The following is a 14187-nucleotide window of genomic DNA, read 5'->3' on the forward strand; positions in this document are numbered from 1 at the left end:
AGTGGCTAGGAGATCTTCGTCCCAGCGGATTTGAGGTGCTCACACGCCTCGACGACGCGAGCCGCCATCCCGGCCTCGGCCGCCTTGCCGTAGGCGCGCGGGTCGTAGGCCTTCTTGCTGCCGACGTCGCCGTCGACCTTGAGTACGCCGTCGTAGTTGCGGAACATGTGGTCCGCGATCGGCCTGGTGAAGGCGTACTGGGTGTCGGTGTCGACGTTCATCTTGACCACGCCGTAGGAGATCGCCTCGTGGATCTCCTCCATCGCCGACCCAGAACCGCCGTGGAAGACCAGATCGAACGGTTTGTCCTTGCCGTACTTGGCGCCGACGGCGTCCTGGATCTCCTTCAGCACGCTGGGCCGCAGCTTGACGTGCCCCGGCTTGTAGACGCCGTGCACGTTGCCGAACGTGGCGGCCAGCAGGTAGCGGCCCTTCTCACCGAGGCCCACGGCCTCGGCCGTGGCCAGCGCGTCCTCGGAGGTGGTGTAGAGCTTCTCGTTCATCTCGCCGACGACGCCGTCCTCCTCGCCGCCGACGACGCCGATCTCCATCTCCATGATGATGTTGGCGCGGTGGCACTTGTCGATGAGCTCCTTGGCGATCTCCAGGTTCTCCTCCAGGGGTACGGCCGAGCCGTCCCACATGTGCGACTGGAAGAGCGGGTCGAGACCCCTGGAGACCCGCTCCAGCGAGATGTCGATCAACGGCCGCATGAAGCCGTCGAGCTTGTCCTTGGGGCAGTGGTCGGTGTGCAGCGCGACCGTCACCGGGTATTTGGCGGCGATCACCCTGGCGTACTCGGCCAGCGCCGTCGCGCCCGTCACCATGTCCTTGACCGTGGCGCCGGACAGGAACTCCGCGCCGCCCGTCGACACCTGGACGATGCCGTCGCTCCCGGCCTCGGCGAAACCGCGGAGCGCGGCGTTGAGCGTCTGGGAAGAGGTCACGTTGATCGCCGGGTAGGCGAATCCGCCCGCCTTCGCGCGGTCGAGCATCTCGGCATAGACCTCTGGGGTTGCTATAGGCATGCTTCATCTCCCTGAGAAGTACGGCTTCGCGCAGCCCAGTATCCCGGTCCGCTACCCCGCGTGGTAGAGACAACGCACGGCGGCCGAGGCCGTTCGCGCCGGGGTAGGCTCACCCCGTGGACTGGCTTTCCAATCTCCTGGACCCGACGTGGTGGCTGACGATGCTCGGCGCCTTCGCGACCGTCGGCGTTCTGGCGATCATCTTCGCCGAGACGGGCTTGCTCATCGGGTTCTTCCTGCCCGGTGACTCGTTGCTCGTCGCCGCGGGCATTTTCAGCTCCGCAGCCGCGGCGAAGGGGATCGGCATCGAGCCGCTGTCCTTTCCCGTGCTGCTGATCGCCACGCCGCTGTGCGCGGTGGCGGGTGCCCAGCTCGGCCACCTCATTGGGGTCAAGATCGGCAGGAGACTCTTCGACCGGCCGGACTCACGGCTGTTCAAGAGGGAATATGTGGAGAAGGCCGAGCACTTCTTCGTGAAGTTCGGCCCGGCCAGAGCGGTGATCATCGCCCGCTTCGTGCCGATCGTCCGCACGTTCCTCAATCCGGTGGCCGGCGTCCTGGAGATGCCGGCGCGCACGTTCTTCATGTGGAACGTGGTCGGCGGCGTGCTGTGGGTCGAGAGCATGCTGCTGATCGGCCACTTCCTCGGCAACCAGGTCGATCCGACCAAGATCGACAAGTACATCCTGCCCGGCGTCTTCCTGATCGTGCTCATCTCGCTGATCCCGATCATCGTCGAGGTCGTGAAGACCCGCAGGGCGGGTAAGCAACTGCCGGAGCCCAACGGCAAGCACCACCGCGTGCGCTGATCCAACCGGCAATCCGTTAGTGATCGAGATCGACCCCGCCTACGAGTACGCTCCCCCTTGTGGGACGCCACAGGTCGGATCCGATGGGCCTCGCCCGCCTCGCGCTCGCCGTTCTGGCGGCGCTGGCCGTGGTGACGCTCCTGGTCGTCGGCGGTCGTGCGCTGCTCACCTCGCTCGACACGCGCCAGCAGCAGCCCGAACGCGGTAAGGTCGCGGCCCAGCCGCAGGCCAGCGCCCAGGTGCCGACCGTCCGCATCGAGTGCGTGGCGGACACCTGCCCCCTCGTCACGGTCCGCGTACCGGGCGGCGATGTGCTGCAATATCGCGACATGAGCAGGGGCGAGGAGGTCAGCTACTACGAACCCGAGCTCGACGTGGTGCTCAGCGACGCCGCCACGGTCATCGTGACCGAGAACGGCAAGCCCCGCGCGCAGGGCAAGGCCGGCGCGCGGGAGGCGTTCACCGTCCGAGGTCGTGGAGCGTGAACGGGGCGCGGGAGGCGTTCACAGCCCGAGGTCCTGGAGTGTGAAGGCGGAGCGGTAGTCGAGCCCCTCCTCGGCCATCCGGGGCGCCGCGCCGCGCTCGACGATCGTCGCCACGGCGACCACCTCCGCGCCCGCCTCACGCAGCGCCTCGACGGCCGTCAGCGGGGAGGCGCCGGTCGTGGAGGTGTCCTCGACGGCGAGCACACGACGGCCCTTGACCTCCGGGCCCTCGATCCTGCGCTGCATGCCGTGCGCCTTCTGCGCCTTGCGTACGACGAAGGCGTCGAGCGGGCGCCCCTGAGCCGCCGCGGCGTGCATCATCGCGGTCGCGACGGGGTCGGCGCCCAACGTCAGCCCGCCCACGGCGTCGAACTCCAGATCCTTGGTCAGGTCGAGCATCACCCTGCCGACCAGGGGCGCGGCGACGCCGTCGAGCGTGATCCGGCGCAGGTCCAGGTAGAAGTCGGCCTCCTGACCCGAGGAGAGCACGACCTTGCCGTGCACGACGGCCTTCTTCTTGATCTCGGCGAGCAGGTTGTCGCGGTCTGTCATGCGTCCCAGCTTAGGGTCCGCGCGTACGTCGAGGCGGCCCGCGTACGGCCGGCCGGGCCCACTGCCGGAGGGGTCGGGACCGCTGTCGGAGGGGCGGGCCAGCGCTGTGCCGGAAGGTAAACGCGGCCCTTCGGTTTAGCCGGGACGGTGACTGCGGAATGCTCGGAGGTAAACTCTGGGTAATCATGAGGTCACTATGAGTGCAGAATCGCCGCAGAGCGATGCGGATCTTCTCCACGCGGTGAGAGCTGGCGACGCCACCGCCTACCGCGAGCTCCACGACCGTCACGTGGCCGCCGCGCGCTCGCTGGCCCGCCAGCTCGTCAGGGGGGAGGCCGAGGCCGACGACGTGGTCGCCGAGTCGTTCACCAAGATCCTCGACCTCGTCGGCCGTGGCGGCGGCCCTTCGGCGGGCTTCAGGACGTACCTGCTGACGGTGGTGCGGCGCACGGTCTACGACCGTACGCGGGTGGCCGACGGCCGGCTGACCATGGGCAGGACCGAGCCCCAGGCGACCCCGGACGAGCCGGAACCCCAGGCGACCCTGGGCGGGTCAGAGGGCCTGGTGATCCCGGGCGGGTCAGAGTCGCTCGATCCCGGTGTGCCCTTCATCGACCCGGCACTCATCGGCCTCGAACGGTCGCTGATCGCCAAGGCGTTCCTGTCGCTGCCCGAGCGGTGGCGGGCGGTGCTCTGGCACACCGAGGTCGAGCACCTGCCACCAGCCGACGTGGCTCCGCTGCTCGGTCTGTCAGCCAACGGCGTCACCGACCTCGCCCGCCGGGCCCTCGCGGGCCTGCGCCAGGCGTACCTGCAGACGCACCTGGCCGCGCCGCCACCCCACACGTGCCGGCTGGCGCTGGGCAGGATGAGCCGTTATGTCCGGGGCGTGCTGGCCAGACGGGACGTCAAGGCGGTGGACGAGCACGCGAGCGGCTGCCCCGAATGCCGCGCGGTCCTGCTGGAACTGACGGACGTGAGCCGAGGGCTGCGCGTCATCATCGGACCCTTGATCACCGGATCGGTCTTCGCCGGATACGCGGCGGCACTGGCCGAGGAGCGATCCCCGAGCGCCGCCCCGGAGGGCCTCCCCCGCGCACTGGGCCGGTTGGGGCAGGTGCCGGGGCGGTTGCTCGAGAGGGTGCGGCAGGCGTCGGGGCAGGCTTCTGGGCGGCTCTCCGGGGAGGCATCTGGGCGGGTGTGGCGGGTGCCCGCGTACGTGCTCGGCCGTGTCCGGCGCCTGCCCAAGCACGTGCTCGGCTGGGCTCGGCGCGTGCCTAGGCACGTGTTCGGCTGGGTTGGGCGCGTGCCCACGTACGCACAGGCGGCGGTGGCGGGCGGTACCGCCGCCGCTGTCGCGGCCGCCGCCGCGTTCACGCTGGTCTCGGCCGAGGAGCCGATGCCGAGGCCGGTCGCCAAGCCCGTCGCGTCAGCCGGACCGTCGCCCGTACGGCCGGCCGACGAGCCCACGCGGGTTCCTCCAGGTCGCCCAACCACCCAGTCGGCGACGAGGGGGCACCGGGCGCGCCTGCACGCCACGATCGGCGTACTCGGCGCGCTGGTCCGCGACCAGCCCGGCATCATCGGGCTACGACTCCGCAACTCGGGCAACGCCCCGACCGCCGAACTCACGGCCACCGTGGCCCTGCCCGCAGGCGTCACGCTGATCCCATCGGGCAATCACCGTCATGGCGGCGCCGCAGGCGTGACCCTGACCCGGCCACACGGTTCCGACCACGGCGCCGCACCGATCCAGCGAGGTAGCTACAGCCACGGTGCTGTGACGGATGGGATGTCGATCCGGTCGGGTGGCTACGGGCACAGTGTCGAGGCGGGCAGGGTGTCGAGCCAGCCCGGTGGCTACGGGCACGGTGTCGCGGTGGCTACGCCCGTTGGGACCGTGGATGGCTGGGCATGTCGCCCGGCCGGGCAGGGCGCCGTGTGTGCCAGGGGGCCGCTTGAGGCGCGTCGCCGCACCGCCGTGTTCCTGCGTGTCCAGGTGGCCGCCCAGGCGCCCCAGGGCGACGGGCCCGCCGTACGGATCGCCGCCGGATCGTTGCGGGTCGGGGCGCGGTCCACGACCGGGGTACGGCGGGAGGGCATGCCCGCCAGGTTCGCCACCGACGGCAGGGTGACGGTCAGGGCGGTCGGCAACTCGCTCCTGAGTTGCCCGCTGGAGCGCGACGGCTGCGCCGAGGCCCGGCGGCGGGAGGGCGACAGGCGCGACGACGAGCTGTGGCCCATGGCGGTCGTCGACCAGGACGGGGCGCCCGAAACGTACGCCTCCAGCGGTGCCGCGCTGCGGTTGCCTCCGGGTGGGCGGGTCGTGTGGGCGGGCCTCTACTGGTCGGCCAGCGGGGAGAACGCGGGGCCGATCAGGCTGCGGCCACCGGGTCGGCGGCGTTACCTGTTCATCAGGCCTGAGCAGGTGGCTGTCCGCGACCTGCCCTCGGGGCCCGCCTACCAGGCGTTCGCCGATGTGACGGGGCTGGTCGGGAGCGTCAGGCAGGAAGGCACGTGGTGGGCGGCCGACCCGCCGATGGGGGAGGGGGTCGCGCAGCACGCCGGATGGAGCCTGGTGGTGATCGCGACCGATCCGACCCAGCCGTACAGCCACGCCGTAGTGCTCGACACGCCGACCGTCATCGGCGGCGAGGCAGGCCAGACCCGGATCCCGCTGGACGGCCTGGTCCCACCACCCGCACCCGCACCCGCACGAAGCCAGCGGAACGGCGGGGCTTCTGCGGCCGTGCCCGCACGGAGCCTGCGGAGGGACGTGGCTCCTGCGGCCGTGCGTGCGCGGGTCCCGGGCAGGGGTCAGGTTTCCGGAGGGGCGTCCAGGCGGGTCCCGCCCCGTGGGAAGGTGCCTGCTCGGATCGAGATGGTGGCGTGGGGAGGCGATGCCGATCTCGACGGTGACCGGCTCTCTCTGGGCTCGGGGCCGCTCACCCCCATGGGCGGCGACCGTGACGCGGACAACGTCTTCGATGGCTCGTCCAACGGCGCCAAAGGGATGACGTTCGGTGTCGACGTCGACACGTTCGGCACCCAACTCGGCCATGACCCGGCGCTGGCCATCGATACGCGGAAGGATGTGGTGTTGTTCGCGATCGCCGCCGTCAGCGTGCGTGCACGGTCGTGACGTACGTGCACGAGAGTGGCCAAAGTCCGACATATTGGTACGGTCAGCCCGAATGCACCGGCGTATGGTCAGGGCAGGGGCGAATCGTCGGGATTAACCTCGCGCGATCACCCGCTTTCATTACCCTGAGAGAGGGCCGCCCGCGAGTCCGGCTCTGACGGTGCACAGTCTGCTAGGTCGGACCACCAGGAAAGGGGCCGTGTCAGTGGATCGCTGCGCGCTGTTCGTGGACGCTGGCTATCTGCTGGCCGACGGCGCGATGGCCGTGCATGGCACCCGCCATCGTGAAGCCGTGGCCTGGGACTATCCAGGGCTCCTGCAGCTCCTGTCGAACCTCTCGCGCGAGCGCACCGGCCTGCCGATGCTCCGGTGCTACTGGTACGAGGCGACCGTCGAAGGCCGCCGCACACCGGAGCACGAGGTGCTCGCCGACATCCCCGGCCTCAAGCTCCGTCTCTCGCGCATCCGCCCCGGCCGGCGCGAAGGCGTGGACGCCCAGGTACACCGCGACCTGATGACCCTCGCCCGCAACAGCGCCATCTGCGACGCCGTCGTGGTCAGCGGTGACGAGGACCTCGCCCAGGTCGTCAGCGACGCTCAGGACCTCGGCATCCGGGTGACCGTGGTGCACATCGCCGTAGACGGCAGCTGGGCGGTCGCCCGCACGCTCATGCAGGAGAGCGACGACCTCATCGAGCTGGGCGGCGTCCACCTGCGCCCCTACGTCAACATGGTGACCGGCGCCATCGAGGCCTCCAACGGCCACCACCAGCCGGTCAGCAACGGCCACGGCGGTCACGCGCAGCGGGAGCTGCCGCCCGCCCAGTCGAGCGGAGGCAGCCACGCCGCCGACCGGGCGAGCCAGGCCGGTACCAACGGCGTGATGCCGTCGGCGGGGCGTGGCCAGCAGTCGCCGCCCAGCTACGCCAACTACCAGCCCGATCCGACGCCGTCGGCCGCCCCGGTGACCGGACCCATCCCGCAGCAGCCGCAGGCGCCGACGACCGGGCAGTTCGCGGCGCAGTCCAACGGCACCTATCAGCCTCCGCCGCCGCAGTCCAACGGCACGTACCAGCCCTCACAGCTCGGCGCCTACACCGGTCCGCAGCCCGCGCCGGTCTCCCAGCAGCCCTCGGCCGCCACCGCCGGGGCGACCACGCTGTCCGACGCCGTCAAGGCCGCCCATCGGGAGGGGCACGACTTCGGCGAGTCCGTGGCCCGCGACGCGCCGGCCCTGTGGCTGGAGGCCGTGCTCGCGCGCAAGCCGCGGATGCCCTCCGATCTGGAGGCCCGCCTGCTGCAGGGATCGTCCCTGCCGATCGACTTCCTGCTGCACGACGAGGTACGCCACGCGCTGCGCCGCGGCTTCTGGGACGCCTTGGAGCGCGCCAGACACTAGCCTGACGCGCCCTGAGGCCGGACCCTTCCACCACTGACGTCCCGACGTCAGCGCGCCTCTCAGAACGGTCTCAGCGCCTCACGGGAATGGACCGGAGACAGCGCCTCTCGTACGGACAAGGGCACACGGACAAGGGCACAGCGCCTCTCGTACGAGAGGGCGCCTCTCGTGCCGACAACGGGCGGTGTCACTCGTACCGGCAAAGGGACGGCGCGGCGGCTTACGACAGGGCGTCGAAGCCGGAGCGCAGGTGGGCGAGGCGTTCGGCGAGGTCGGCGAGCGGGACCGCCAGTGCCGGGTCATGCGACTTGTTGGCCAGCTCCCGCACCCGGCTCAGCTCGTCCTCCACCGCCGTCAGCCGCCGCGACAGCTCGGGCAGGACCGAAGCCTGGTCGCCCGCGCCCGGCGGCAGCTCGCCGCTCAGCCGCTCGCGCAGCATCGACGCCTGCTCCGCGAGCCGCTTGTTCATGTTGTACAGCTCGGTGAAGACCGACACCTTGGCCCGCAGCACCCACGGGTCGAACGGCTTGGTCAGGTAGTCGACGGCGCCCGCCGCGTAGCCCCGGAAGGCGTAGTCGGGTGCGCTGTCGACCACCGTGAGAAAGATGATCGGGATGTTGCGGGTCCGCTCCCGCCGCTTGATGTGGGCGGCCGTCTCGAACCCGTCCATGCCCGGCATCCGCACATCGAGCAGGATGAGCGCGAACTCGGTGTTGAGCAACGCCTTGAGCGCCTCCTCGCCGGACCTGGCGCGTACGGGCACCAGGTCGAGCGAGCTGAGGATCGCCTCAAGGGCGATCAGATTCTCCTCGCGGTCGTCGACCAGGAGGATCTTGGCACGATCCGGCATGGATCACGCCCCTTCGGCGGTGGACTCGCCGGTGGACCGCCCTCGGCCGAGCCAACCGCGCAGCCGTTCGAGCAGCCGGTCGACGTCGACGGGCTTGGGTACGTAGTCGGACGCGCCCGAGGCGATGCTCTTCTCGCGATCGCCCCGCATGACCTTGGCGGTCAACGCGATGATCGGGAGATCGGCGAACTGCGGCATGCGCCTGATGGCCGAGGTCGTGGCCCAGCCGTCCATCTCCGGCATCATGATGTCCATCAGCACGAGAGCGACGTCCTCGTTCCGTTCGAGCTGTTCGATTCCTTCCCGGCCGTTTTCAGCGTAGACGACCGTGGAGCCATGCCGTTCGAGGACGCTGGTGAGGGCGAACACGTTGCGGATGTCGTCGTCGACGATGAGGATCTTCGCGCCGTTGAGCGGGTCGTCGCCGTGCCACTGGCTGGCCTCGGCGGGCGGCTCGATCAGCTCGGGCAGCGGCAGGTCGAGCGGCATGGGCGGCTCGTGCAGCGCGGCCGCCGTCTCCTCGACCGGCACGGCGAGCAGCTGCCTGCGCTCGACCACCGCGTCGCTGTCGGTCTCGGCCAGCGGGCCCGTATAGGACGCCGGCAGGTAAAGAGTGAACGTGCTCCCCTTGCCCAGCTCGCTGTCGACGTGGATCTCACCGCCGAGCAGCCTGGCGATCTTGCGGCAGATCGACAGGCCCAGCCCGGTGCCGCCGTACTTGCGGCTGGTGGTGCCGTCGGCCTGCCTGAACGCCTCGAAGATGACCTCACGCTTGTCGGGCGCGATGCCGATGCCGGTGTCGATCACCTGGAAGGCCAGCAGGTCGTGGGCGCCGTGCAGGGTGTCGTCGTCGAACTGGACCCCCGCGGGCACCGGCGTGACCCGCAGCTTCACCTCGCCCTTCGGGGTGAACTTCACCGCGTTGGACAGCAGGTTGCGCAGCACCTGCTGCAGGCGCTGCTCGTCGGCGCGCAGCTCCTGCGGCACGTCGCTGTCCACCTCGACGGCGAACGCCAGCCCCTTGTCCTGGGCCAGCGGCGCGAACGCCGCCTCCAGGAGGTCGACCATCTTCGGCAGCGACACCTGGATCGGATGGATGTCCATCCGGCCGGCCTCGACCTTGGACAGGTCGAGCATGTCGTTGATCAGCTGGAGCAGCGCGGAGCCCGCGCCGTGGATCGTCCTGGCGAACTCGACCTGCTGCGAGGTCAGGTTGCCCTCGGCGTTCTCGGTCAGCAGCTTGGCCAGCACGAGCAGGCTGTTGAGCGGCGTGCGCAGCTCGTGGGACATGTTCGCGAGGAACTCGGACTTGTAGCGCGAGGACACGGCCAGCTGCTCGGCACGCTCCTCCAGCGTGCGGCGGGCCTGCTCGATCTGGAAGTTCTGGATCTCGATGGCGCGGTTCTGCTTGGCCAGCAGCGCCGCCTTGTCCTCCAGCTCGGCGTTGGACCGGCGCAGCTCCTCCTGTTGGCGCTGCAGCTCGTCAGAGCGTTCCTGCAGCTCGCGGGTGAGTCGCTGCGACTCCGTCAGCAGGTCCTCGGTGCGCGAGTTGGCGATGATGGTGTTCATCGTGACGCCGATGGTCTCGACGAGCTGGGTCAGGAAGTCGAGGTGCACCTCGCCGAACGGGGTGAAGGAGGCCAGCTCCAGCACGCCCAGGACGCGGTTCTCGAACAGGATCGGGAGTACGACGATCTGTGCGGGCGTCGACTGGCTGAGGCCGCTGTCGATGGTGATGAACCGCGGCGGCACGTCGTCGAGGACGATGTGCCGGCCCTGTGCCGCGGCCTGGCCGACGATGCCCTCGCCGACCGCGAAGCGCTGGCGCGGGCCACGGTCGGGGCGTACGCCGTAGCCGCCGATCAGCAGCAGCTCGTGCTCGCCCTCGGGATCGACGCCGTAGAAGGCGCCATAACGGGCCGACACCAGCGGCGTCAGCTCGCTCATCGTCAGCTTGGCCACCTCGAACAGGTCGCGGTGGCCCTGCATGAGCCGGGAGATGCGGGCCAGGTTGGACTTGAGCCAGTCCTGCTCCTGGTTGGCCTGGGTGGTCTCGCGGAGGTTGGCCACCATCGAGTTGATGTTGTCCTTGAGCTCCGCCAGCTCGCCCTGCGCCTCGACGGCGATCGAGCGGGTCAGGTCGCCTCTGGCCACGGCGCTGGTCACGGTGGCGATCGCGCGTACCTGCGTGGTGAGGTTGCCGGCCAGCTCGTTGACGCTCTCGGTGAGCCGCTTCCAGGTGCCCTCCACACCCTCGACGCGCGCCTGACCGCCGAGCTGGCCTTCGGACCCCACCTCGCGGGCGACGCGGGTCACCTCGGAGGCGAACGAGGACAACTGGTCGACCATGCGGTTGATGGTGGTCTTGAGCGCCAGGATCTCGCCCTGGGCGTCCACGTCGATCTTGCGGGTGAGGTCGCCGTTGGCCACCGCGGTGGTCACCTCGGCGATGTTGCGCACCTGGTAGGTCAGGTTGTTGGCCATGAAGTTGACGTTGTCGGTGAGGTCCTTCCACACGCCCGACACGCCCTGCACCCGGGCCTGGCCGCCGAGCTGGCCCTGCGTGCCGACCTCGCGGGCGACGCGGGTCACCTCGTCGGCGAAGGACGACAGCTGGTCGACCATCGTGTTGAGGGTGTCCTTGAGCTGGAGGATCTCGCCCTGCGCGTCGACGGTGATCTTCTTCGACAGGTTGCCCTGCGCCACCGCGGACGAGACCGCCGCGATCTGGCGCACCTGGGAGGTCAGGTTGTTGGCCATCGAGTTGACGTTCTCGGTGAGGTCCTTCCAGACCCCGGAGACGCCGCGTACCTGCGCCTGGCCGCCCAGCTGCCCCTCGGTGCCCACCTCGCGGGCGACTCGGGTCACCTCGGAGGCGAACGACGACAGCTGCTCGACCATCGTGTTCATGGTCGACTTGAGCTCCAGGATCTCGCCCTGGGCGTCCACGTCGATCTTGCGGGTGAGGTCGCCGTTGGCCACCGCCGTGGTCACCTGGGCGATGTTGCGTACCTGGTAGGTCAGGTTGTAGGCCATCGAGTTGACGTTGTCGGTGAGGTCCTTCCAGACGCCCGACACGCCCTTCACCTCGGCGCGTCCGCCCAGCTTGCCCTCGGTGCCGACCTCGCGCGCCACGCGCGTCACCTCGTCGGCGAAGGACGACAGCTGGTCGACCATCGTGTTGAGGGTGTCCTTGAGCTGGAGGATCTCGCCCTCGGCGTCGACCGTGATCTTCTTCGACAGGTTGCCCTGGGCCACCGCCGTGGCCACGGTCGCGATGCTGCGTACCTGGCTGGTGAGGTTGTTGGCCATGAAGTTGACGTTGTCGGTGAGGTCCTTCCAGACGCCCGACACGCCCGTCACCTGCGCCTGGCCGCCGAGCTGGCCCTCGGTGCCCACCTCGCGGGCGACTCGGGTGACCTCCTCGGCGAAGCCGGAGAGCTGGTCGACCATCGTGTTGACGGTGTTCTTGAGCTCGAACATCTCGCCCACGGCGTCGACTGTCACCTTGCGGCTCAGGTCGCCCTTGGCCACGGCGGTGGTCACGACCGCGATGTCTCGCACCTGCGCGGCCACCCGGGAGGACATCGTGTTGACGGCCTCGGTGAGGTCGCGCCAGCTGCCCGACATGCCGCGCAGGTTGGCGCCGCCGCCCAGCCGGCCCTCGGTGCCGGCCTCCCTGGCCACCCGTGTCACCTCGGAGGTGAACAGCGCGAGCTGGTCGACCATGCCGTTGATCGCCTTGCCCAGGCGGCGCACCTCGCCGCGGGCCGAGCGGTCGAGGTCGATCCGCCGCGACAGGTCGCCCTTGGCCACCGCGTCGATCACGTCGGCGGCGCCGCTCACCGGGCTCACCAGGGCGTCGATCAACATGTTGACCGACTCGACGCTCTCCGCCCAGGCGCCGACTCCCGGCCCCGGTGTCAGCCGCTCGCCGAAACGGCCCTCCTTGACAACTTCCTTGCGTACGCGCACCAGTTCGTTGGCGAGGTGTTCGCGACGATCGGCCACTTCGTTGAGGAGCAACCGCACCTCACTGAGGATGCCGGCCGGGGCGTGCGGGACCCGGCGGCGGAAGTCGCCGTCCCGCCAGGAGAAGAGGGTCTCCAGGATCGGGACGAGATCCGACTCGGTGTAAGTCCTCTCCTCAGAGCTCAATGCGGCCTTGGCCGTTGTCATGGGGCCTCCTTCACTCCCGGGGTGCCACCGCGAGTGATTCAAGTCTGTCACGATGAGTAGCTCATAGTCCCGCCCTTGGATTTACCCCAAGTCAGCAGGAAGTGTGGTAGGCACGATGCGATGACTGGTACTCCCCATGCGGTGTTGGCCGCTACGTTCGCGCCCGGCGACACCGCTGTGACGGCTGCGATGAGGTTCACCCGTGAGGTGATGACCGCGTGGGCCGTCGGCAGCGTGCTGCATCTGGCCGAGCAGGTCGCGGGTGACCTGGCACAACAGGTGGTGGACGAGCCGTTCGAAGTCATCTGGAAGCATTTTGGTGACGCCGTGCAGGTCGAGTTGAGACAGCGGAGCTCCTCGCAGGGCGATCCGAAGGCTCCGTCTGTGGGGGTGGAGGAGTGGGGAATCACCTTCACCGGTGATTCCCGTGTCCATTGGGCAAGACTCACGCTACCCGGCTCGACGGACACAGTGGCATCCGAATGGCTGGAGGAGAGCGCCAGAGGGCCGCATTGGCTGGGATTCCTGGCCGACGCCAGTGACCTGCTCGCGGGCACGCTCGACCCCGACATGGTGCCCGCCATCATCGCCCAGATCGTGGTGCCGCGGCTGGCGAGCTGGTGTGCCGTCTACACCTCTGACACCGCTGTCGGGCCGCTGCGGCTGGTCTACCTCTGGCACGCCGACGAGGCCAGGATCGACGGGCTGCGCGAGCAGCTGGGCGACATGGACGCGATGATCGCCGACGCGCACGTCACCTCCACCGTCCACCTGGCCGACTCGCAGGTGCTCGCGGTCCCGCTGACCGCGCGCGGCCGGGGCCTGGGCATGATGTGCCTGGGGCGGCCCGACCGCTTCCCCGACGAGGTCATCCAGTTCGCCGAGGACATCGGCAGGCGGGCCGCGCTGGCCACCGACAACGCCCGCGTGTACGCCCAGCAGGCCGCGGCCAACCGGGCGCTCCAGCGCAGCCTGCTCCCGCCGAACGAGCCCGAGGTGCCCGGCCTCGACTACGGCGTGGTCTACGAGCCCGCCGGCGAGGCCAACGAGGTCGGGGGCGACTTCTACGACCTGTTCAAGGCCGGCGACGACTCCTGGCGGTTCGCGATCGGCGACGTGTGCGGCACCGGCCCGGAGGCCGCCGCCGTGACGGGCCTGGCCCGCCACACCCTGCGCCTGCTGGCCCGCGAGGGCTACGGGGTGGCGGCGGTGCTCGGCCGGCTCAACCAGGCGATCTTGGAGGAGGGCGAGCGGGCCAGGTTCCTCACGCTGCTGCACGGCGACATCACGCCGGTGCCGACCGGTCTGGAGGTACGTATGGTGTCGGCCGGCCATCCCGAGGCGCTGCGCCTCAAGCCGAGCGGCGTGGTCGAGACGGTGACCACCCCCCAGTCGCTGCTCGGGGTCTTCCACGAGGTGGTCTTCGAGGCCGACACGCTCCATCTCGACCATGGTGACGTGCTGCTGGCGGTGACCGACGGGGTGACGGAGCGGCGCTCGGGCGGGCGGCTGCTCGACGACGACAGCGGGCTGGCCAAGCTGCTCGCCGAGTGCGCCGGGCTGTCGGCCCGCGCGGTGGCCGAGCGGATCCGCCGTGGGGCGGCCGACTTCGCGACGGAGCCGAGCGCGGACGACCTCGCGATCGTGGTCCTGCGCGCCCGCTGAGGTGGACGCGCTCGCCGGCCTGCTGGGCGTGCCGCAGACCCCGGACGGGCCATTTCACGTTGGCCGCCGGGCTTCGCG

9 protein-coding genes are annotated in these 14187 nt (G+C 70.0%); 5 read left to right on the plus strand and 4 right to left on the minus strand.

Annotated elements, in window-relative coordinates:
- Positions 1-5: 5 nt before the first annotated feature.
- Complete coding sequence (gene fbaA, locus LDL49_RS41450; protein ID WP_225300092.1) at positions 6-1028, minus strand: class II fructose-bisphosphate aldolase; 1023 nt, start codon at positions 1026-1028, stop codon at positions 6-8.
- Between the two features lie 116 nt (positions 1029-1144).
- Here fbaA and LDL49_RS41455 point away from each other — a divergent pair, with 116 nt between their 5' ends.
- Together LDL49_RS41455 and LDL49_RS41460 are read left to right on the plus strand one after the other, a co-directional pair.
- Positions 1145-1837: a DedA family protein gene (locus LDL49_RS41455; protein WP_225300093.1), complete on the plus strand. Its 693-nt coding sequence runs from the start codon at positions 1145-1147 to the stop codon at positions 1835-1837.
- Positions 1838-1896: 59 nt separating this feature from the next.
- The gene (locus LDL49_RS41460; protein ID WP_225300095.1) at positions 1897-2322 is read left to right on the plus strand and encodes a hypothetical protein; all 426 of its coding nucleotides are present in this window, start codon (positions 1897-1899) and stop codon (positions 2320-2322) included.
- Positions 2323-2340: 18 nt separating this feature from the next.
- Here the strand turns inward: LDL49_RS41460 and pyrE are convergent, their stop codons facing one another.
- Complete coding sequence (gene pyrE / locus LDL49_RS41465) at positions 2341-2874, minus strand: orotate phosphoribosyltransferase (protein ID WP_219534462.1); 534 nt, start codon at positions 2872-2874, stop codon at positions 2341-2343.
- 241 nt (positions 2875-3115) lie between these two features.
- Between pyrE and LDL49_RS41470 the strand changes: the two genes are divergently transcribed.
- Both LDL49_RS41470 and LDL49_RS41475 read left to right on the plus strand, forming a co-directional pair.
- Positions 3116-6016 carry a sigma-70 family RNA polymerase sigma factor gene (locus LDL49_RS41470; protein ID WP_225300097.1) on the plus strand — a complete coding sequence of 967 codons (2901 nt, stop codon included), beginning with the start codon at positions 3116-3118 and terminating at the stop codon, positions 6014-6016.
- A 205-nt stretch (positions 6017-6221) separates the two neighbouring features.
- Positions 6222-7415, plus strand: a complete 1194-nt coding sequence (locus tag LDL49_RS41475) for an NYN domain-containing protein (RefSeq protein WP_225300219.1) — start codon at positions 6222-6224, stop codon at positions 7413-7415.
- Between the two features lie 220 nt (positions 7416-7635).
- Here LDL49_RS41475 and LDL49_RS41480 read toward each other — a convergent pair whose 3' ends face one another.
- Positions 7636-8265: a response regulator gene (locus LDL49_RS41480; protein ID WP_225300100.1), complete on the minus strand. Its 630-nt coding sequence runs from the start codon at positions 8263-8265 to the stop codon at positions 7636-7638.
- A gap of 3 nt (positions 8266-8268) precedes the next feature.
- Entirely contained in the window at positions 8269-12444 is a 4176-nt protein-coding gene (locus LDL49_RS41485; RefSeq protein ID WP_225300102.1) for a HAMP domain-containing protein, read from the minus strand.
- Between the two features lie 189 nt (positions 12445-12633).
- Here LDL49_RS41485 and LDL49_RS41490 point away from each other — a divergent pair, with 189 nt between their 5' ends.
- Positions 12634-14109 carry a PP2C family protein-serine/threonine phosphatase gene (locus LDL49_RS41490; RefSeq protein WP_225300103.1) on the plus strand — a complete coding sequence of 492 codons (1476 nt, stop codon included), beginning with the start codon at positions 12634-12636 and terminating at the stop codon, positions 14107-14109.
- Positions 14110-14187: the final 78 nt, after the last annotated feature.

The organism is Nonomuraea aurantiaca (assembly GCF_020215705.1).
GTDB lineage: Bacteria > Actinomycetota > Actinomycetes > Streptosporangiales > Streptosporangiaceae > Nonomuraea > Nonomuraea aurantiaca.

Bases quoted from the DNA above. Each gene is read 5' to 3' on its own strand.
- LDL49_RS41485 (WP_225300102.1), bottom strand. From the start codon at position 12,444: ATGACAACGGCCAAGGCCGCATTGAGCTCTGAGGAGAGGACTTACACC.
- pyrE (WP_219534462.1), bottom strand. From the start codon at position 2,874: ATGACAGACCGCGACAACCTGCTCGCCGAGATCAAGAAGAAGGCCGTC.
- fbaA (WP_225300092.1), bottom strand. From the start codon at position 1,028: ATGCCTATAGCAACCCCAGAGGTCTATGCCGAGATGCTCGACCGCGCG.
- LDL49_RS41490 (WP_225300103.1), top strand. From the start codon at position 12,634: ATGAGGTTCACCCGTGAGGTGATGACCGCGTGGGCCGTCGGCAGCGTG.
- LDL49_RS41480 (WP_225300100.1), bottom strand. From the start codon at position 8,265: ATGCCGGATCGTGCCAAGATCCTCCTGGTCGACGACCGCGAGGAGAAT.